Origin of the sequence: Bradyrhizobium sp. USDA 326, from assembly GCF_049739485.1 — a bacterium.
In the GTDB taxonomy this organism is placed as follows: Bacteria; Pseudomonadota; Alphaproteobacteria; order Rhizobiales; family Xanthobacteraceae; genus Bradyrhizobium.
The window spans coordinates 3,534,191-3,554,351 of sequence record NZ_JBMGQA010000001.1 but is presented as its reverse complement, the minus strand read 5'-3'; the positions used below and the strand labels follow the sequence as shown (position 1 = coordinate 3,554,351).

The window sequence follows — 20,161 nt, the reverse complement described above, 5'->3', positions numbered from 1 at the left end:
GCCTCCACCGGAGGCTTACCTAAGAACGGGTGGCATATAGTTTGCTCCACCAGTGAGGTCACGATCTACAAAACGAAGTTTGTGAGGACAGCATGCTCGGAATTGGAAGTCAGTTGCCGCCATTCGACATCACAGGCGTGAAGCCCGGTTTTCAAGCGCACGAAGAAGAGGGGCAGAGTGCATTTGAGACGCTGACCGAAACGAGCTTTTCGGACAAATGGAAGATCATCTTCTTTTACCCCAAGGACTTTACATTCGTCTGTCCGACAGAGATCGCTGAATTTGCCAGCCTTTCCAAGGAATTCGCTGACCGGGATGCGGTTGTACTGGGTGGTTCGACTGACAACGAGTTCTGCAAGCTTGCTTGGCGGCGTTCGCATGTCGACCTGCACAATCTACCAATCTGGCAGTTTGCCGATACAAAGGGAACGCTCGTCGATGGCCTTGGCGTGCGTTCACCCGAAGGGGTCGCCTATCGTTGCACCTTCATTGTTGACCCCCAAAATACGATCCAGCACGTTTATGCGACCAATCTCAGTGTGGGGCGCAGTCCTAAGGACACGCTCCGCGTTCTGGACGCGCTGCAAACCGGCGAGCTCTGTCCCTGCAACCGCGAAATCGGCGGCGAAACCTTGAAAGTTGCTTGAGCCAGCATGTCGTGGATCGAACAAATAAGGATTCCCGATTTCGCGAAGGATGTCCGGCTTAACGTGATCTCCGTGGTGACCGATGAGACGTTTTCGCTGCAGAGAAAATACGGGCTGCTGCTGGCGCCGTGATGACCTCTGTAGAGATCGCCGCAGCGAAAGCCGCCGCCACTGTGGAGGCGATGAACAACGTCTACTACCGCTTCGCTCACCTTGTTTCCGACCCGGAATACAAGGCGATGCCGCCACGGCTACGTATGGACGTGATCGGCAATCACGGGGTGGACAAGACAGATTTCGAGCTGTGGTCGCTTGCTGTCTCCGTCATAAATGGTTGCGGTGTCTGCATTGATGCCCATGAGAAGACACTGAGGGCCGCGGGCGTTGATTCCAGAGAGATACACACCGCCGTGCGTTTTGCTGCGATCACGCAGTCAGTGGCGGTCGCTATCGAGGCCGCTGGGTCCGCCCCCGCTCAGGCGAGAGGCTGATTTCTACTCTGCCATTCGATCAACGCAGTTGGGGCGCCACGCAGTGGCACCACAACGAGGCCTTTGCGGCTCTCGTACGAGCTGCACGACGGGTCACGTCGGCAAGTCATGTTGCGCAGCGTCCTCATGAAGAGCGTCGTGGTCGAATTCCCGCCGTCCCGCATATGACACGCAATGCGCCACGGATAGGATGAGTTCCCACGCCTCGCCTCGGTCGCCCGGCGGCCTTCGTTCACCATCACCCAAACTTGAACAGCACACCATACCCGCCGCGCGGATGGCTCCATTGGATGTCCCCGGTCGGCTCAGCGATAACGCGACAGGTACCGCACTCGATGCAGCCGTCCACCGCTACCTCGACCTGGCCGCCGTCGTTGAGCTCGTAGCACCGCGCGGGGCAGACTTTCAAAAGTGAAAGTAGCTGCGGCGATGGCGTTGTGTGCGCACGGACCTTGACGTGAGGGTTTCCGACGTCGACAAGATAGCGGTTGTAATACAGCTTGTCTTCGACGCGCACCGCGGGTTCGGAACTCATGCTTTAGCCTTCCATTGTTGGACTTCACACTGTTGCGGTCAGCGCCAGGCCCGCGCAAGACGACAAGCATCCCCAAACAGACCTGACCATGACCGCGCCTTGACAAAGGATTTCAGGCTAGCTTTCTCCTTTTCAGCCTTGGGCGTACCATCGACGCGCACAAAGTTCTGCATCGCCTTGGAGATGAGCTGCGGATAGGTGAGAAAGAAGTTCTGGGAGTGAGTATGCATTAGGGGCGGCAAATCCTTGTACTTCTTCAGATCTTTGATGACGAACGAATCGTCCAGCATCTTCTTGTAAATTGACAGATTTGTTGCACTCATCGGTTCGCCGCGTGATTTAACCAGACCGATCGCTTCCGCGGCGATACGGCCGGAGGTCATCGCGAGATTGGAGCCCTCACGATGAATGGCATTGTTTAGTTGGGCTGCATCGCCCACTACGACCCAGCCTTCCCCAAAAAGCTGCGGGATCGACTTGTAACCGCCTTCGGGGATGAGATGCGCCGAATATTCCTTGACTTCGGACCCTGCTAACAGGGGCGCCACAGAGGGATGCCTCTTGAATTGATCGAGCAGTCCGTACGGCGTTTGGCCAGTGCGCTGGAAGTCGGCGACAAGACAACCGATGCCAAGCGAAATGCACTCTTTATTGGCGTAGATGAAACCCATCCCGGTCATGCCACGAGAAATGGTGCCGGCCGCCTCGATCACGACGCCTTCATCGCCCCTGAGATTGAAGCGCGCCTCGATAGTCTCGCGAGGCAGGAAATGCATTTCCTTAACCGCGAGCGCAACGTTGTCGGCTGTCGGGCGCGCGCGTAGGCCTGCACGTGTGCCGAGCAGGCCATTGACCCCTTCGGCCAGGACGACGACGTCGGCATGTATTTCGCCGTCTCTGCGATCTGTACGAACACCGACGATCCTTTCACGATCGTCCCGTACGAGCTCGGTGACGGTGGTCTCGCACAGCACGATCGCACCAGCTTCACGCACCTTGGAAGAAAACCATTTGTCAAACTGAGCGCGTATGATCGTATAGCGGTTCGGCCGCTCCTCGTTGAAGTCCTCCGAACGGTAGTGCATGCCGACATGGGAGCGGTCGTCCATCATCCAGAACCGCTGTTCGATCAGGTGGCGTTCGAGCGGCGCCTCCTCTCGAAACTCGGGGATCAGCTTTTCCATCATATCGGCATATAGGATGGCGCCCTGCACATTCTTCGATCCGGGATATTCGCCCCGCTCGAGCTGCAGCACCTTCATGCCGCGTTTGGCCATCGTCAATGCCGCCGCATTTCCGGCCATACCGGCTCCGACCACGATCGCATCGAATTTCTCTTCAATCATCCTCATCTCCTCTAGACCGCGATCCGGGCGCGCGACTCTGGCAAAAGCCGCGCGCGGAATGCAGCCGTCAGCGTAGGTAGCAATTGAATGGCATCACTGACGATCGCGAGATGGGCGAAGTCGAAGATCGGAGCGTTCTTGTCAGTATTGATAGCGACGATCAGATCCGCGCCCTCGACGCCAACCCGGTGCTGGATCGCACCGGAAATGCCCGCGGCAATATAGAGCTTCGGCCGGATGGTTTTGCCTGTCTGGCCGATCTGCCGGTCAGACGTAACCCACCCTTTTTGCACGAGAGGACGCGAGCAGCCATATTCGGCGCCAAGCAGATTTGCGAGCTCGCGCACCAACCGAAAGTTCTCAGGCGATCCTAGCCCTAGGCCGCCCGCAACCACGACATCGGCATAGGCCAGATTGGACGTTTGTGCATCGCGGTCGGGCAGAAATGACAATACTTTTGTGACGATATCGTCTTCGAAAAGGCCGAGCGGATGAACGACGATACGAGCGGCATCGCGGTCGACACGCTCAGGCATCGGCATGACCCGCGGGCGGACGGTGGCCATCTGCGGACGATAATTTAGCGTGTAGATCGTGCAGAGCAGCGAGCCGCCAAAGGTCGGACGCGTCGCCGCAAGCGAACCATCGGCGTCCACGTCCAGCGCGGTGCAGTCGGCAGTGAGCCCCGTCGACAGGGTCGTGGCCACAGAACCTGCGAGATCGCGACCGAGCGTCGTCGCACCCAACAGCAGGATCTCGGGCTTGTACGTGTTGACGAGTTCGGTTAGCGCCTTGGTATAGGATTCGTTACGGTAATCCGACAAAACATTGTCGCTCACGAGATAGGCCAGATCGGCGCCATAGCAAAAGGCTTCAAGCGCGGCGTTACGTGTGTGCTGCCCCTCCGGACCGATAACCACAGCGGCAAGATTCACTTTTAGCCTGTCGGCAAGGCCGCGCCCTGCACCCATAAGCTCCCAGGAAACGGGATGCACCTGACCACGCTCAAGCTCGACGAAGACCCAGACGTGCTTGTACGACTTAAAGCGCTCCGGCAGCTCTTTTTTGGCTGCTGCGCGGCCGGCAGCCGCTGGCATGGCCGTTCTGCTGACGTTGCTCATAGTTTCAAATTCCTCCTCAACGATAGGGGCGCCGGCGCCACGGGTTGCTTTTTCGCTTCGTCAACTGAAGATCACTTTCGGTTAGCAAGTGGCTGGCTGCTCTGCCCCGCCTGCGTGTTCGGACCGGCCACACAACAACACAGGTCGTCGCAATAGACGCACCCGTCCGACTGGATTTGCAGAGGTCTTCCAAACTCGACCGTTACCCGTCGGGTTCGACGAGCGCCACCGCGGCTCGCCAGGGCGCTGTGGTGATTCTAACCGATCGCTTCGGCGCCTGAGTGGGCGAGTTCGTACGCTGCGCAGTACCTGCGACCCAGTTCGGCCCAACGACTCCACATTGGCGGTGCAAACGAGGGCGATCCTGGCAACACTTCTGTCACGCAATCCATCCCGGCCATCAAACGAAAGCACTCCGTATGGGCCGAACCTGGCGCTCTTCGTGGCACCGTTCCCATCCGCCATGAGATGGGCACAAATCTGAGCGGGATCGGCGACCGATTTGATGCAGATGATGTTGTGCATACGGAGTGCAGGAGTAACGCGAAGCGAAGACTTATCCATTGACCAGCATCTCACCGACGTTACGGAGCTTTGATCGCGTCAAAACCGGTTTCGAGGGGAGCTAACGCGATTATGCGCCTCGAAATGGTAGCGCAGGTCTCAGCAGGTAGTAAAAACAGCATCATAGGTCCTCCTTCAAACTCATCGCGGTCGACTGCCATCTGTCGGCACCGCTGGCAGGACAACAGCAAGTGTCGTACCAGTTGCAAAGACCATTGAAAGCCAGTCGGAAGTAATGGCCTGCGACACAATTCAAACAACCCCTGATACCGTCGACACGACCAGTCCAGACATGGGTCGGGAATACGACAGCCGCCGCTCCGGTGATGGCTGCAGATACTTGAGCACAAAGAGATGGCCCCAATATCGGATTGCCTCGGCGCCGGCCGGTCGTAATTCGCTTTACAGTGAAACGCTAAATCACTTCAACTCGCTCAACGGGACAAAGGCCCCGGCCTTCTTACGGTCCGCGACGGCATCCTTCAAAACCTTGAACACTCGCTGATCGATCGGTGACGATGCCACAAAATCTGCATAGGCTTGCTCCAGCATCGCCTTGCACCTCGCTCTGATTTCCGGCTCTTCGGCGCCAGTAAATTGCTCTTCGGTAAAATATTGTCCCATGCGCTTTAAGATGTGAAGGCGTGCGACATTTACGATCTTGGGGTCGTAATCGACGCCAAGCAGCGAGAAAAAATCCTCTGCCGACGAGGCCTTGCTGAGCCGATCCAGGATACCGGCTGGCGTGGGTGAGCTGATCATCGAAAATTCTCCTTCGGCTTAGCTCTGGACGGTCAATGAGATGGGGTGGCGCCTGTTGACTTCTGCCGTCCTGCCTCGCACAGCTGGTCCGCATCGCCACAGCCTGAGTCCCGAAAGCGGCGGTCTCAACTTCGCTGCCCAGATCGGCAGGTCCGCCGGTGACGAAGCCAGTCCCGATGAAGATCCGGGATCAATGGCCAAACCACGATCTAGGTTGACGCTCGTCAGGAGGTCGTCGGACTGCAAATCAGCCGCGCGAGAAGATGCCGATTGGCGGTCCGGGGACGGCGCGTCGTTGGGTAGGAGATCACAGCTTGTATGGCGGAACGGGAAGTAAGATCTGGAGGTGAGATCGCGCAAGGGGATCTGACGTGCGAAAGCTGGACGCCGCTCGCGCCATCAGCGACATCGGACACTGTCCTTGCAGCGCGTCGGTTTGCGAAGAGTCGACGCAAACGTTGCTGGACACGGCTTTTCACGCGGGGTAGGTTGCCAAGCATCCGCACACGTCGCGCCAGAATCGCCGCCACGGTTTCGCGCTCGACCGGCAGCTTGTGCTCGATGGCATATTTGCGGACTTGCGACAGGATCTGCCTGGCTTGATCGTCGCTGGCGACGAGCTGCAGTTCATCGAGTAACGCGGTGATCGCCGCAAGTCCGGAATGCTTGCCGAACACAAAGCGGTTGCAGCGGCCAAGCAAAGCGGGATCAAGCGATTGATAGGTGCACTGATCCTTCAAAAGGCCAGCGACATGAATCCCGGATTCGTGCGTAAATACATGCTGTCCGACGATCGCCTTGTTCATAGGAATCGCACGTGCGGCCGCGGCTGCTACCACCGTGGCGACGTTCTCGAGCTCCGGGAGTATGATGCCGGTCTCGCGCCCGTAGAGCTGCTTGAGTGCGACCGCGATTTCCTCGAGCGGTGCATTTCCGGCCCGCTCGCCCAGCCCGATGACGGTCACTGAGGCGTGGCTCGCGCCAGCCCTGATGGCGGAGAGCGTGTTCGCGGTTGCGAGTCCTAGATCATCGTGACCGTGAAATTCGAGTTCGAGATCAGTAGTCGCACGCAAATTTCCGACCAGCGCGTAGGTTGCGTCGGGATCGAGCATACTGAGCGTATCTGCAATACGAAAGCGACGCGCGCCCGCGGCTTTTGCAGTCGCCATCAGTCTAATGAGAAAATCAATGTCGGCGCGGGAGGAGTCCTCACCACCGACGGCGATCTCAAGTCCGCGCTCACAGGCATAGCCTACCACTCGCTTCACCCGTTCTAGCGCCATGTCGCGATGACCACCTAGCTTGGCCGCGATCTGGACATCGGAGGTCGGGATCGACATGTTGATCATGGACACCTTTGCTTCGATCGCCGCGTCGACATCAGATTCCCGCATCCGGCACCAGCCTATGGTGGTCAGCGGAGGATCTGCTTCGACAATGGCGCGGATGGCGGCGATCTCCTCGTTGCCCATCGCCGGCGTTCCCGCCTCGATCTCCGTGACTCCGGCCCGCGCCAGCGCCTGCGCGATCCCCAGCTTCTCCTCTGTGGTGAACGCAACGCCAGGTGCCTGCTCGCCGTCGCGCAATGTCGTGTCGTTGAGCACGGTGGGCCTCGCGCGCACCTGGTCGGACCAAGACGATTTGGCGGCGGTGCTGGCGGCGATCACGCGAGAGCTCCTCATTCTTTGACCTACCTACGCTTCAGCAACCAGCATGCCAGCCTGCCGTCCCGGCCAACCCATTGACGACTCTACCGCTTCCGCCCTCGACCTTCTTGAGCAAATGATTGTCGCAAATGCGACAGGTCATGACGCGGACGCATTGCCTGTTGGAACGTTAGCAATTGCGGCTCGCCAGGATGTGAGATTGTTGCGGAGCACTTGGGGGCCGCCGCGGCCTTGAACACATGGTCACTCGCTGGCATGGAAACGGCATCAGCCGCGCTCTCAACGTCGCGCGCGGCTTACCAAATCCGGCGAGGCCTTCTCGGATGACTGGGCGATAGCGGCCCCTTGTGGCACTTCAGATGGCCGGTGGCCGGCAACCACCGGCCGAGCCGCCTGCAACAGAAAATCGGGCCGGCGCTCGGCCATCCGGCTCTCACCGCTTTCTTCACCGAAGCAGATGTTGAAGTCGTGACATTGATTGCACACGGGTGTTGTGCACATCACGAGGCCTTCATTCTCACAAAGCATGCGGTAGAAGAAGCGCTTCCAGCGCATATTGTTGAAATTGCGCGCGGCGAGCGGCGCGAAATGACGGCTCAGCAGCCGAGAGAGTTCGCCGCGATTGCGCAAGCCGAGAGCTTCCCACAGATGGCCCGGCTCAATGGCGCGGCGCGCGATCATCGCAGCCAGCCAGTGGCCGATATCCCCTTCCGTCGATCGTTGCTTGAGCAAGAGATCGCGCAGCATTGCGATCTCGTCGTCCTCTTCGCACTTGAAGGCCGAAAGCTGCTTCGCGAGCTTGATCTCAAGCGTGGGAAAGTACTGCTCCAGCAAGGCCACCAGTTCAAGGCCGGACAGGCCCGCCTTCTCGGTAAGGGAGCCACCATCCATTGTGGCAGCCGCCAGGATAGACGCCAGGACATGGCGATCGAGATTGCTGTCAATGGTAATATCGGCATCTGCAGGAGACACACCGGTGAGCATGCGGTAGGTTGCAATTCCCCTGTGCATCTGGCTGTTGATATCAACGGCACAAGCAGCCAGCGACGGAAGGAAGTGCGCTTCGGACATAATTTTGCGGGTCTCCACAATGGTCAGGTTTGCGTGCCGCATCCTGGTTTTGATCAGGGTCGCTCGTCAGATTGCCGGCCTCCCGGCATGGGCCGTGAGGGAGACCGGCATCCGTCGGGCGCCTTTACAAGGCCGCGACTCGCGACCTTTACGAGGCCGCGAGTTCAGCGGCGGTCTTGCCGATGATGGATTCGTCCACGGGCTTCATAATGCCATGCTCCATCAGCATGTCCTCGAGCTCATCCATGGAGATCGGGGTCGGGATGATGCCTTTGCCGCCATTATTGTGAACCTTGGTCGCAAGATTGCGATAGTGATCGGCCTGCTTGGAATCGGGTGCATATTCTAGCACCGTCATGCGGCGCAACTCGGCATGCTGCACCACGTTGTCGCGTGGCACGAAGTAGATCAGCTGAGTGCCTAGCTTCTTGGCCAACGCTTCCGCCAGTTCCAGCTCCTTGTCGGTCTGCCGCTCGTTGCAGATCAGACCGCCCAGCCGCACTCCGCCAGAGTTCGCGTATTTCAGGATGCCCTTGGAAATGTTGTTCGCGGCATACATCGCCATCATCTCACCGGACATCACGATATAGATTTCCTGCGCCTTGTTCTCGCGGATTGGCATCGCAAAGCCGCCGCAAACGACGTCGCCAAGCACGTCGTACGAAACATAGTCGATGTTCTCGTAGGCGCCGTTCTCTTCCAGAAAATTGATCGAGGTGATGACACCGCGGCCGGCACAGCCGACACCCGGCTCGGGACCACCGGACTCCACGCAACGAATGTCCTTGTAGCCGACCTTCATTACGTCCTCGAGTTCTAGGTCCTCCACGCTGCCTGCGCTCGCGGCAAGGCTCAAAATCGTGTCTTGCGCCTTCGCGTGCAGAATCAGGCGGGTCGAGTCCGCCTTCGGATCGCACCCTACAATCAGGATTTTCTGACCCATCTCGGCTAGCGCCGCCAGCGTGTTCTGCGAAGTGGTGGACTTGCCGATGCCGCCTTTGCCGTAGAACGCGATTTGTCTTAGTGAAGACATGTTGCTCTCCATCAACCAATTTGCCAAAAGTTACGCGCTTCTTGTGCGAGCTTGGTTCTCTCACAGAAGCGAGGGCACACGGGTTCAAGGGAAGGAGCGCATCGCTCGCCTTCGGCGTCGGCGTGCACTCAGCCCTCACTCAGTGTTGCTGCAGCTCATTAGCAACAGCCGTGCCAGCGCCTGACTCCATACATTAAGCCTCTGATTATGCTTACAAAGGCCAACCAGCCGGCGCGTGATCGTTGGTTATTTTGGATGTGACGGGATCTGCGCGGCTGTCGGAAAACAAACAAACAACCACAAACATCAACGCCAAAAGCCGGAATCACGGGATCTATTCCGATCTCTCCAGTTGTGGAACGGAACTTGCTGTTCCTCTCACAGGCCGAGCGATTTCGGGAGAATGAATATGCCGGACGGGCTCGAAACCTGGCGGACCAGCGGCGAGTGTTGCAAATGCGATACGGCGCTTGGTGCGCAGATATCGGAGTTGACCGGCAAGAACTTCGAATGGGCTCGCGGCAGCGGCTTGCCACACATTCAGCTCAGCATCCATACATAGGTATGCCGTGACGACAATCATCGTTTATCAGAAGCCCGGCTGCGCCAATAACGCGCGTCAGATTCAAGCGCTCAAGTCCGCCGGCCACCACGTGGTGGTGCAAGACATCTTGAAGCAGCCATGGCACGCGGACGAATTGCGCAGCTTCTTCCGCAATATGCCCGTTAACTCCTGGTTCAACCGAGCCGCGCCCCGTATCAAGTCAGGCGAAGTCAATCCCGATTCTATCGACGCGGCAAGCGCACTCGCATTGATGGTAGGGGATCCGCTCCTGATACGGCGACCGCTGGTCGACGTAGACGGGACACGAAGTGCCGGACTCGATCGTGAGCCAGTGCTGTCGCTGCTTGGCGGCAAGACGCAAGATAATCTCGAGGTATGCTTGCACGAAGCACACCGCACGCCCTGCCGGCAGACGTGAAGACGCTGAGCGTCTCTGCCAGCCATAAAGCGAGGCAAAAATGACATTCTTCACTTTTGGCTTGCTTCACGCGAAGTAACCGCGGAAACCTCCGCCGAGACGGCCCGAGCGAGTGATTACTCGTAGCGGGGCATCGCCGGTATTGCACTGGAATGCCGCGCTTGCCGCTTTGTAACGTGTGAGAGACGTAGCCGCATTTGCTACCTTTATCACGCGCGACCTCCGCCGCCCGCATTGAATCGGAGCGCCACGCCGAGAGGCAGATTCTTCAAAGGATTTGTTTAGATTGACTACTAGGTTGAAACACGATCAGAACAGAACACGTTTCGCGGCCGTGATCCTAATGCAACTTAGCGGGACAATTGTGCTAACCGTCGCTTCGATTTTGATTGGTATCAAATACTACTCCGTTCCTCATGTGTGACAGAGATCTCGCGCGGCTGCTCGCGCGAATTTTGGAATGGAGACTTCGATGAGAGTACTAACAGTTCTGGCGAGGGCATCGGTCCTCGCGCTTGCGAGCTCGTTCGCCAGCAATTCGGTACGAGGTGCGGATCTGGGCCCGGCGCCGGTCTACTATAAAGCGCCTCCAATAGAGCCCTCCAGCCCCTGGATGATCCGCCTGCGCGTGCTCGGCGTTTTGCCGGATACCGCAGGTAGCTCGGTAAACGTTGCCGGAACGCCATCGCTGTCGTCACCGAGTTCAGGGCTTTCGCTCAGCGAGCGAGCCATACCAGAGCTCGATATCACCTACTTCTTCACAAAAAACGTAGCCGCTGAACTCATTCTCGGCGCGACTCGCCATCACATCAGCGGCAATGGCGTACTCACTGGCCTCGATATCGGCACCGCCTGGCTGTTGCCGCCAACACTAACCCTGCAATATCACTTCACCGATTTCGGCCCACTGAAGCCGTATATCGGCGCGGGCATCAACTACACTGCATTCTTCAACCAATCGGCAGCCAATGCGTCGCTATTCGGCCTTGCCGTCACGGATCTACACATCAAAAACCAATTCGGCGCGGCGGTCCAGTTCGGCTTCGATTACATGCTAGACCGTCACTGGGGGCTCAATTTTGACGTGAAGAAGCTGTGGCTGCGGCCGGAGTACTCCGCGACCGTAAACAATGCGATTGCTGTCACCGGGCGCGCCAATATCGATCCATGGCTCGTCAGCGGCGGCGTCGCTTACAGGTTCTGAGGCAGAACAGGGTCAAGGAGACACCGTTTGATCAACTCGGACGCTGCGAGCGCATCAAGCGCATCTCCTGCCCTCACCGTCTGCAGTGGGGAGCCGGCTGACGCCTCATCGACGCGTCAGCTGGCCAGAGGCAGGAAATCATTCGCAGCATTTCTATCGCTGTGAGCCACGGATCGCGCGGCACGTAAGTGACGATACACGAACAGATCGGCGCGTTATAATCATATTACTGCTTCGCCGCGCGTTGCAAAGGAGCCACTTTGCCTATTTGCCTCACAAGAGGCGGTGCGCCGCGCCCATGTCAATGACCCTGTTAGCGACCCGGAGCTCGAGTTGGACGGTCACCCTCAGACGATCCGAGCTCCGAGAGGCCGGGCAGCTCATGGACGAGCACGCCGTCCATGCTTGCTGGTCCGGTCAAGTGGTCGCCACGACGCCTCTAACTTCGCTTGAGCACATCACAAGGCGGTCGACACGTTTGCCCTGCTTGAGGTGGGATTTGACGATCTGGTCAACGTCCTCAGGCGTGGTCACGCGGTACCAGATTCCGCCGGGATAGACGACCAGCAAGGGACCAGAGTTACAAAATCCAAGGCAGCCCGCCATCGTGAAACCAATATCGTTGAGGCCTTGCGCTTCGATCGCCTTGCCCATTCGGTCCCACAGGGCTTGCGCGCCTGAGGCGCCGCAACTGCCGTGGGGATGGTCTGGCGGACGCTGCGTGTTGCAGGCAAAGACATGATGCCGATAAACCTGAGGGAGCTCCATTTCTCTTTCTGAGTTCATCCGCCTATCCTCTGATAGTGCTGAAGGGATGAGGTGCGAGCACATCATGCCCAACAGTCTCTTACTATTGAACGTCCCATGATTCCCACCCGCGCTTGCGAAACAGGCGCAATGAGCGGGCGTCATAGTGGTTGTCGTCGCCAAAGATGAGCGATAGATACCTACGCGTCCGAAGCCGCCTCCTGATCAATTCCAACCTCTTCTCCTGTCATCTCGATCTGTTTATCCACTCATCGCTTATTCACGATCCAAATTCTTTAAGGTAAGTTGCACACCAGATGCGCAACGTTCGCTGCTGCAACGATCCTTCGCTTTGGACTGCGCGCCTCGCAATTATTGCCGAAGCAGGGGCAATGTCGTTCGCTTCTCGCTTCTATCAGCGGTCCCCGACAGGCTAAGAGCCCATGGCCTCGTTCAGCTCAATGGCATCGGCCGGAAAGACGGCAAAACCCTCGGACCTATTCACTCATCAAATCCCGCCAGGTTTTGTTCGCTCATCTCGGCCTCGCAGTTTCCTGCTTGAAGATATCAACCGCAGTCCGGCTCAGCCGAAAAATCCCGCGGCCACGAGTGAGCGGCCGATAAGCCGAGCTGGCACGGGTGTTGAGGACATCAAACCACTGGTCTGGCGTGAGCTTGGCCGGACGCTCGCTGATTTGTATCACCCTCCCGTTCGGGGCGAAGCGGACGTGGATGACGATTTATTGCGAGTTCATACGATTCCTATTTTGGTAACATTATCGATCACGGGCCGAAGAGACCGACGATCTCGGTTATAACGTGCTTGGCTTCGGGCACTCGGCGCAGGCCTCAAGCCGAGCCTTGGACGCCGAGACTTTTTATGATTGAGCAGACCTCTTCCGCGCTCGCCTGGAACATTTCTTTTCCCTTTCCTGGACCAGTACATGTCGCCGGTGGCATCCAGCGCGCTCCTGCTTTTTTTGTGGATCACGATGTACAAAGCACGTCTCCTAGGTCCGCTTGCTCATCTCTTGCGATGATAGGTGTGCGCTCCATCCAGCTAAAACTCTGCTATTTCAGTGCCCGCACACCGTTCCTTTTGGCCAAAAGGACGCTAGTCGGTCGAGTTGGGTCGGGCGTAATCTGCACGCAGCGATCCGATCGATCGAGCATATGAAGATCGACTCGGAACGGCTGATCCGATAACTCTGACGCATGACAGCGGTCCCAAGAAAGCTGCGGCAAACGGCGCCGCAGCCTAACAAACGGACCCATGTCGGCGCCATCCGCAGCAAGCGGTCGTTCGATTTCGATCAATTCTTTCGTGGTGAGCGCCATCGTGGCTTCTTTTCAATTAAAGGGTGGTCCCTTATTGCCAGAACAGACGGTCAGGATCCGCGTTCAAGTCGTCGATTGCAGAAGGCAAGCGGAGGTAAAGGCTGTAAAATTCCCAGACTCCCTGGGCATGATTCTTCCGAAATAGCTTCCAGATCCCGCTCACGGTATCATAAAGAATTAGGGCGACATTGATGAGAGCGCCATCCGTGTCGATGTTGTGCGAGCAACAAGGGCTCTCGACGAGGTAGCCGCCCCTCACCGGCCCCACTTTCGGCGAGACGTAAAGATAGCGCTTGCGCGCGCTCAAGCCCCGCTCAATTCGTTTGCGATCGAGCTCGTTTGGGTGAGGCAGCAACCCCGCCTTTGCTTTCCTCATCAGCGCGGCATTCATGGCGAAAGCCTCCTTCAAAGCACTGTTATTTCTTCTTCAAGACAGCCGATGAGCAGCTCCTCACCAAAATCGACAATATAGACCGGCACGTTCGCTTCGGTGTGGATAGCGACCTTGATGATTTCGCCGGTCGCTCCGGCGGCGAGCAAAACTCCCTCGGGCTCCGCGTTCGGAAATGAGCTGTCGTTGGTGAGGTCGACTGCGGCTTTGACTCGCTGGCCCCGTCGATATTTCGGAACGCCTTGCTGAGTCATGACTCCTCCGGTAACGGCAGATCATCGATCTCCTCACAGGTCTCCACCGGCTCTAGCTCCTTGCGTTTCATGCCAACGCGGTGGCCGCTGTCCAGAAATTCCACACCGTAGATGTAGAATTGCTGCAAGAAAGTGCCGATCGAGACGACGTAACCCACCTCCCCCTTCTTAACTAAGAGGTCGCCAATCTCCTTGCCGGGATAGGTGCCATCATTTCGGATGGTGCGATTGGCTCGAAGCTTTTGGCCAAAGCTAAAGACGGGCGGGCCGCTGAGCTCGACGATATCGCTGTCGCGAAGAATGCTGTTCATCTATCCCCTCCTCATGCGCCGCTCCCTCTAGAGATGCCGAGAAGCCGCCTAGCTCACGCGGGCAACACTCTGCATCATTTCGTGCCCACCCGCCGTATCGTCAATCACATCGACGATGGGAGGGCTGCCTTGGAGGCCGCTCTCGTACCACGAAGCGCCCTCGGAGCTCCGAGATGCCGCCAGGCCGTGCTGCCGACCCAACAGCACGACCGCAGGACAATGCAGAGCAGTCGCCGTAGGGTACGAACGCCCGCGCCTGCAACGCCGCCAGCCCGAGGGCGACGCTTGCGACGGATTCAGCACTAGGTCCTGGCATGCCGTTCATGAGATCTCACGCTTTAGCCTGGCGCTTGATAGCGGGGCAAGGACGTGTCAACCACGCAGGTATTGTCGACCGGACAGGCGGCTACACATTGCGGCTCGTCAAAATGGCCGACGCATTCGGTGCATTTCGTCGCCTCAATGACAAAGCTCCCCTCCTTCTCCGATATAGCAACGTTCGGGCATAAGGGTTCGCAGGCAGAGCAGCCCGTGCACTGCGAGGCGATGATTTTGAACGGCACACATTCCTCCTTATGCCGCAGAGATCCGAAGCGGAACCGCGGCGTCGCCGCGCTCCCCATGCTGGACTTCCCCGCGCCTCACCTTGTCGAGATAGGATCTGAACCAAGCGATCGCCGACTTCTCAATGAACTCATAGGCGAATTGATCGACCGGCTCGATGCCCGCCTTGATCAAATTGCTTTTGGGGCCGCCGCCAATCTTGGCCACGAAGACCGCATGGCAGTCACGGATGCCGCGCACGATGGTGGAAAGTCTATCTTCCTCGCCATAACCGCCCTGGCAGTAAACCTCCACGCGGCGTACGCCAACGAATTTGGCGCCGGATGTAGAAAGCTCGTACATTTGGAATTCTTTTGCATGCCCAAAGTGCTCGTTGATCAACCCCGAGCCCTTGGTTGCCACAGCCACCAGAAGAGTGATCGCGCTGATCTCTCCGGAAAGCTTCTCAAGCTCCTTTTGGCAGGCCTCGGCTTTGGAGACGCGCTCATTCTCTACTCTTTTCTGATAAGCCTTGCGCATCTCTAAGTCATACTGGACGTCCATTTTCATCACCTGATCAGTGGTAAACTCTGGGCCTCGATCGTCCCCGAGTAGACCAACCGCGTCGGCGCGGCACTGGCGACAATGCCGCATCATGTTTATCTGCCCTTCACAGGCATCTTGCAGCGCTTTCAATTCTTGCGCCGTCGGGCCGCGCTGACCGTTGCGGCCAAATGCTGTGCCATGCTCGGGTGCGGAGATCAGCGGCATGATATTGTGAAGGAAGGCACCGCGCGACGTGACCGCCTTGTTGACCTCCACCAAGTGGTCATCATTGATGTTGGGGATCATCACCGAGTTTATCTTGCACAAGATACCCCGCTCGCTAAGCATCTCGAGGCCTTGCAGCTGGCGATCAGTGAGTATCTTTGCCGCCTCGATGCCCGTGTATCGCTTGTGGTTGAAGAAGATCCACGGATAAATCTTGGCTCCGATTTCGGGATCAACCATGTTGATGGTGATCGTGACGTGGTCAATCTTGGACCTGACAATGGTATCAACATAGTCCGGCAGTGCGAGTCCGTTGGTTGACAGACAAAGCTTGATGTCGGGAGCCGCCTTGGAGACCAGCTCGAACGTTTCGAACGTCTTTGCTGGATTAGCCAGAGCATCGCCCGGTCCAGCGATGCCAAGCACTGTCATCTGCGGAATGGTGGTCGCGATCGCGAGCACTTTTCTCACCGCCTGCTCAGGGGTGAGCTTCTCGCTCACCACGCCCGGACGCGATTCATTGGCGCAGTCGTATTTTCGGTTGCAGTAATTGCACTGGATGTTGCAGGCAGGCGCGACCGCGACATGCATGCGAGCGTAATGATGGTGCGCGTCTTCGCTATAGCAGGGATGGTCTTTGACCTTTTCCCAGATTTCGGTTGGCAGATCGCCTTGGCCGGCCTTCGAGCCGCAGCTCGCCTGCCCGGTCTTGGCCGAAGCGCAGCAGCCCTTATGATCGGTGGTGGGCTGCATCATCTTGCCGTGATTTACTGCAGCTTTGACATATGTTCCGCGTCCGACGACCGCGTTCATTCGCTTTTCCCTGGAGACATCGTCGCTCTCCCAGGACCATCCTTGAGCGAGCCTCATAAAGCTGGGTAGCAACTTGCATGCCATGGCCAGAATGATGCAATCGCAGCCGCAGGCCATCGAGTTGGCGCGACGTTAGCACTGGCGCATGCAACAACAGCCATGATGAGCTTGTTAGCAAAACGACAGATACGTCGCCATTCTCACCCAGAGCTTTATGCCTTGCGCATTCATTCTCGCGCTAAGCTCCCCCGAACGCCGCTCCATCTAACGCGTTTGCCGCGTTGCGGCTCTCGCAAGCCCGATACACGCGGGGGGATCCGGGCTCGACAAGGCCAGTAGTGGCTACCACGGATCCTGCTGGACGCCCAACGACCGGGAGCAGGATGGAGTGTAACCGCCTCGGCTCAACTGAGCGAGCGATTGTCTGCGTCATCAATTCCGTTGCGACAGCGATATGTTTGCTAATTTGGATATACTGGGGTCGCCCCTGACCGCATTGCCCGTAACTCGCTGCGGCGGCGCAAATTTGCTGGCGAAGAAGCCGGCCAATGCGTCTGGCGTTGTCGGCAGAACGGATCTGCGCCATTCAGCGTGGCCAGGACGATATGGAACGATACTCGGGGCCCTCAAACCAACGAGAGCGCCCCATGCAGCCGCCGCAACGACAAAGTCGATCTGCGGGGAGTGTCTTCAGGGATCGTGCCCGGTCTCGTCCCGCTTTTTCGCATTGATTGTGATTGGCAACCGGGTGTCGCTCGCCATATCAGGCAAATCGAACACCCAGCCATTAGCCACTTTGATCCAGCCGCCCCACAGCGTCTCGTACTCGGATTCCACGATTTGCTCTTCGAGATCCTTTTTTGGCACGTAGATGGACAGGCCCTCCGGAGACCGGCGGATCATGATCTTCACAAGGTCTACTCCCTAACAGTGGCGCCGGAGATGGCGCGCATGCGAGCCACAATGTCGGACACAGCGCACACGACCTCATCGACCTCCGCCAACGAGGTCTCACGCGACAGAGAAAAGCGCACGGCGCCGTGCATCCGCCACGTCGGCACCTGCATGGCACACAGAACATGCGATGGCTGCATTGAACCGGAGTTGCAGGCTGATCCGAGCGACACGGCTATGCCCGCCCGATCGAGATGGTGGGCGATGGCTTCGCCTTCGAGGTGGTCGAAGGCAATATTGGCCGTGTTCGCCAACCGATTGCTGACGTCACCGAGCACAACGCACTCCCCATTGCGCAAAACTCCATGTTCAAGGCGGTCGCGCAAAGCGCCAATGCGAACGCGCTCGGGTTCAAGCCGCTCCGCCGCAAGCCCGGCAGCCTTTCCCAGGCCGACGATCCCGGGAACATTCTCGGTCCCGCCGCGGCGCCCTCGTTCCTGTGATCCGCCGCAGATTAGCGGCCGGAATTTAGTCCCTTTGCGCAAATACATCGCGCCGACCCCCTTGGGGCCGTGCAGTTTGTGCGCGGATAGCGACAGCATGTCGATCGCGCTTTCCTTTAGGTTCAAACGCAGCTTCCCAATTGCCTGGACCGCATCTGTGTGAAACAGCGCGCCCGCCTCACGGGTCAATCCGGCCAGAAACTCCACAGGAAACAGCGTTCCGGTCTCGTTATTGGCCCACATAACGGAGGCAATGGCTGTGCGTGGCCCAAGCGCGCAGCGAAACGCCTCGATGTCGAGCCGGCCGCAAGCATCTACGGGTACTATGTGCGTCTTGACTCCCCTTGCCGCCAATTGCTGAGTCAGCGCAAGTACAGCGGAGTGCTCAACCGAAGTAGTTACAATTTCGTCTCGCTCTTCCTGCGTCGCCAGAGCAGAGAGGATCGCGGCATTATTGGCTTCGGTCCCTCCCGAGGTGAAGACGATTTCATGATCGTATGCGTTACCTAACAGGTCCCTCAGGCTTCGCCGGGCCTGCCTCACAGCAACTGCGACGTCGTTGCCAAAGGCATGCCTGGATGAGGCATTGCCGAAGTTCTCAGTGAAGAACGGCAACATCGCTTGCACGACGGACGGATCAGTCCGTGTCGTTGCATTGTTATCGAGGTAAATCGGCGCTCGATCTTCGCTCAATCCACTGCCCCACCAGTACCAGCAACGAGGATTTGCCGACTAAATCCGCGGATTTTAACAGCCGCGCCTGTACGTCCCACGCTCGCCCTCGAAAGCTTACACGACGTACAGCCACCGGCCAGCCTAGCCATAAACAGGCTGCCATCGATGCCGATCAGCTGCCAGCCGCCACCGTGGAGTTGTAGAATGAGGCATGATATCTTCAAGCGCGTCGCGAATGCGACGCTCCCGCTTTGTCGTAGTGGACGACGATTGCCTCAGTTGTTTTGGCTCGGCCGGCGCGCTTCGATGTTTTCTTCTCATCACCTGAACAATGTTTTTCATCAGCAGAACGATTTCCCGCAGGAGCAGTTTGCGGTGGCGTTCGGGTTGTGAAAGGTAAATCCAGAGCCCTCCAGCGCCACGACGAAATCGATGGTCGTACCGACTAGATGATCGCAGCTCTTGCTATCGACGAACACCTTCAGCCCATCGCATTCGATCACGGTGTCGTCAGGCTTCGGTTCCTCGGCCAGACCCATCTTGTATTTGAATCCACTGCAGCCGCCTGCTTCAATCATGACGCGCAGACCGCCGGACGGGCGCGTGGACGATGATATCGCACTCTTGATCGCATTCACTGCGCTATCGGTCAGGTTGATCACGTCTTTCCCTCATCAGCTTGAACGTCGCTAAGAGCAAGTCACGTGCCAGCGCGCAGACACTTAATGATGCGCGCCTTCGCACGTTGGCTTTGGAACAGGTGTCGGATTGCTTACATGAGGCGGTGCCAGCCAATGACACGTTTTCTTCTTAGGTTGCGCTGCTACGCTGCGGCGGCAGGCAATTTGCATCGCATCTGGCACCGACCAACGGGTCGGTGAAGAGCTTAGATCGAGGACGATTTTAATGACTGCAATCGAGAACACCGCACTCGGCAGATTTGAGAAGGAGGGCCGCCTGCTCAACGCCGTACTCAAAGGCGCGACTACCAAGCCGGGCCGGTTCGGCTTTCGTGGCGACATCGCACTGAAGTTCCAGACTCAGGTCGCCGACGAGAAGCGACCGCCGGACTATTCGATCGAGCAGGTTCTGACGATCGCGCAGGACGGAGAACGCACTTTTCCAGTGCTGGCCGGATACCTACACTCCTTCGCGTATCTTGCTGACGTAGCAACCGTCCTTGACGGCGCCTTAAGCCCAACCGGAAGCTACTTCATGTTTTGCAACAACATCGATTTGCTGGCGAAGTACAGAGTGAAGTTCGGCGATATTAACTTCCACGTCTTACCCTGCGATGAATCCACCGTTTGGAAGGAGATGATGGACCTGGTCGGGCTGAACAAGGACGACATCAAGAAGCTCGATCCGCGCGGCAAGCTTGATTACCTCCTCGATGCCGCAAAGGATCTCGATCTGTCCTATGAGGAGATCTCTTACGACGGCGGGCTAAAGAGGATGGAGCCGGTGAAAAACCGCAACGAGAACCGCCCGGTCTGA

Annotated in this window: 19 protein-coding genes and 2 pseudogenes; 5 read left to right on the top strand and 16 right to left on the bottom strand. The window is 57.9% G+C overall.

All coding sequences use genetic code 11. The features are described from left to right. Window positions 1-92: 92 nt before the first annotated feature. Both ABIG06_RS16885 and ABIG06_RS16880 read left to right on the top strand, forming a co-directional pair. Window positions 93-647, top strand: coding sequence for a peroxiredoxin (locus ABIG06_RS16885; RefSeq protein WP_124163613.1), 555 nt, complete (start codon window positions 93-95; stop codon window positions 645-647). A 6-nt stretch (window positions 648-653) separates the two neighbouring features. Then, window positions 654-1,138, top strand: a pseudogene (locus ABIG06_RS16880) (carboxymuconolactone decarboxylase family protein). 238 nt (window positions 1,139-1,376) lie between these two features. Here the strand turns inward: ABIG06_RS16880 and ABIG06_RS16875 are convergent. The 7 genes and pseudogenes from ABIG06_RS16875 to nifH all read right to left on the bottom strand — a co-directional run bounded on the left by ABIG06_RS16875 (window position 1,377) and on the right by nifH (window position 9,237). Continuing rightward, window positions 1,377-1,673 (bottom strand): ferredoxin family protein, encoded by a 297-nt coding sequence (locus ABIG06_RS16875; protein WP_036014950.1) that lies wholly within the window; start codon window positions 1,671-1,673, stop codon window positions 1,377-1,379. A gap of 38 nt (window positions 1,674-1,711) precedes the next feature. Then, complete coding sequence (locus ABIG06_RS16870) at window positions 1,712-3,019, bottom strand: FAD-dependent oxidoreductase (RefSeq protein ID WP_036014868.1); 1,308 nt, start codon at window positions 3,017-3,019, stop codon at window positions 1,712-1,714. Window positions 3,020-3,030: 11 nt separating this feature from the next. Then, window positions 3,031-4,140: an electron transfer flavoprotein subunit alpha/FixB family protein gene (locus ABIG06_RS16865; RefSeq protein WP_074448543.1), complete on the bottom strand. Its 1,110-nt coding sequence runs from the start codon at window positions 4,138-4,140 to the stop codon at window positions 3,031-3,033. Between the two features lie 984 nt (window positions 4,141-5,124). After that, complete coding sequence (gene nifW / locus ABIG06_RS16860) at window positions 5,125-5,466, bottom strand: nitrogenase stabilizing/protective protein NifW (protein WP_124163612.1); 342 nt, start codon at window positions 5,464-5,466, stop codon at window positions 5,125-5,127. 475 nt (window positions 5,467-5,941) lie between these two features. Then, window positions 5,942-7,148: pseudogene (gene nifV, locus ABIG06_RS16855) on the bottom strand (homocitrate synthase). Window positions 7,149-7,412: 264 nt separating this feature from the next. Next, the gene (locus ABIG06_RS16850) at window positions 7,413-8,204 is read right to left on the bottom strand and encodes a nitrogen fixation protein NifQ (protein ID WP_036032003.1); all 792 of its coding nucleotides are present in this window, start codon (window positions 8,202-8,204) and stop codon (window positions 7,413-7,415) included. A 148-nt stretch (window positions 8,205-8,352) separates the two neighbouring features. Then, the gene (gene nifH / locus ABIG06_RS16845; RefSeq protein ID WP_027571409.1) at window positions 8,353-9,237 is read right to left on the bottom strand and encodes a nitrogenase iron protein; all 885 of its coding nucleotides are present in this window, start codon (window positions 9,235-9,237) and stop codon (window positions 8,353-8,355) included. Between the two features lie 569 nt (window positions 9,238-9,806). Between nifH and ABIG06_RS16840 the strand changes: the two genes are divergently transcribed. Together ABIG06_RS16840 and ABIG06_RS16835 are read left to right on the top strand one after the other, a co-directional pair. Further along, window positions 9,807-10,220 (top strand): ArsC/Spx/MgsR family protein, encoded by a 414-nt coding sequence (locus ABIG06_RS16840; RefSeq protein ID WP_036032000.1) that lies wholly within the window; start codon window positions 9,807-9,809, stop codon window positions 10,218-10,220. A gap of 460 nt (window positions 10,221-10,680) precedes the next feature. Then, window positions 10,681-11,424, top strand: a complete 744-nt coding sequence (locus ABIG06_RS16835; protein ID WP_199763379.1) for an OmpW/AlkL family protein — start codon at window positions 10,681-10,683, stop codon at window positions 11,422-11,424. A gap of 417 nt (window positions 11,425-11,841) precedes the next feature. Here the strand turns inward: ABIG06_RS16835 and ABIG06_RS16830 are convergent, their stop codons facing one another. The 9 genes from ABIG06_RS16830 to ABIG06_RS16790 all read right to left on the bottom strand — a co-directional run bounded on the left by ABIG06_RS16830 (window position 11,842) and on the right by ABIG06_RS16790 (window position 19,326). Then, window positions 11,842-12,210: a (2Fe-2S) ferredoxin domain-containing protein gene (locus tag ABIG06_RS16830; protein ID WP_124163611.1), complete on the bottom strand. Its 369-nt coding sequence runs from the start codon at window positions 12,208-12,210 to the stop codon at window positions 11,842-11,844. A gap of 1,330 nt (window positions 12,211-13,540) precedes the next feature. Next, window positions 13,541-13,900 carry a DUF3024 domain-containing protein gene (locus ABIG06_RS16825; RefSeq protein ID WP_124163609.1) on the bottom strand — a complete coding sequence of 120 codons (360 nt, stop codon included), beginning with the start codon at window positions 13,898-13,900 and terminating at the stop codon, window positions 13,541-13,543. A 14-nt stretch (window positions 13,901-13,914) separates the two neighbouring features. Then, on the bottom strand, window positions 13,915-14,154 hold the full coding sequence (locus tag ABIG06_RS16820; protein ID WP_124163608.1) for a nitrogen fixation protein NifZ: 240 nt from the start codon (window positions 14,152-14,154) through the stop codon (window positions 13,915-13,917). Continuing rightward, window positions 14,151-14,465, bottom strand: coding sequence for a nitrogen fixation protein NifZ (locus ABIG06_RS16815; RefSeq protein ID WP_036031967.1), 315 nt, complete (start codon window positions 14,463-14,465; stop codon window positions 14,151-14,153). The genes ABIG06_RS16820 and ABIG06_RS16815 overlap by 4 nt, the downstream gene beginning before the upstream one ends. A 338-nt stretch (window positions 14,466-14,803) precedes the next feature. Beyond that, window positions 14,804-15,028 carry a 4Fe-4S binding protein gene (locus ABIG06_RS16810; RefSeq protein WP_036031964.1) on the bottom strand — a complete coding sequence of 75 codons (225 nt, stop codon included), beginning with the start codon at window positions 15,026-15,028 and terminating at the stop codon, window positions 14,804-14,806. 10 nt (window positions 15,029-15,038) lie between these two features. Then, window positions 15,039-16,592, bottom strand: coding sequence for a nitrogenase cofactor biosynthesis protein NifB (gene nifB / locus ABIG06_RS16805; RefSeq protein WP_199752381.1), 1,554 nt, complete (start codon window positions 16,590-16,592; stop codon window positions 15,039-15,041). Window positions 16,593-17,282: 690 nt separating this feature from the next. Beyond that, a complete protein-coding gene (gene nifT / locus ABIG06_RS16800) occupies window positions 17,283-17,504 on the bottom strand; it encodes a putative nitrogen fixation protein NifT (protein ID WP_036031961.1) in 222 nt (73 codons plus the stop codon). 5 nt (window positions 17,505-17,509) lie between these two features. Further along, the gene (nifS, locus tag ABIG06_RS16795) at window positions 17,510-18,682 is read right to left on the bottom strand and encodes a cysteine desulfurase NifS (RefSeq protein WP_124163607.1); all 1,173 of its coding nucleotides are present in this window, start codon (window positions 18,680-18,682) and stop codon (window positions 17,510-17,512) included. Between the two features lie 323 nt (window positions 18,683-19,005). Then, window positions 19,006-19,326: a HesB/IscA family protein gene (locus tag ABIG06_RS16790; RefSeq protein WP_036031955.1), complete on the bottom strand. Its 321-nt coding sequence runs from the start codon at window positions 19,324-19,326 to the stop codon at window positions 19,006-19,008. Window positions 19,327-19,570: 244 nt separating this feature from the next. On the opposite strand from ABIG06_RS16790, the gene ABIG06_RS16785 reads away from it, so the two are divergent. Beyond that, window positions 19,571-20,161 carry a hypothetical protein gene (locus ABIG06_RS16785; RefSeq protein ID WP_036031952.1) on the top strand — a complete coding sequence of 197 codons (591 nt, stop codon included), beginning with the start codon at window positions 19,571-19,573 and terminating at the stop codon, window positions 20,159-20,161.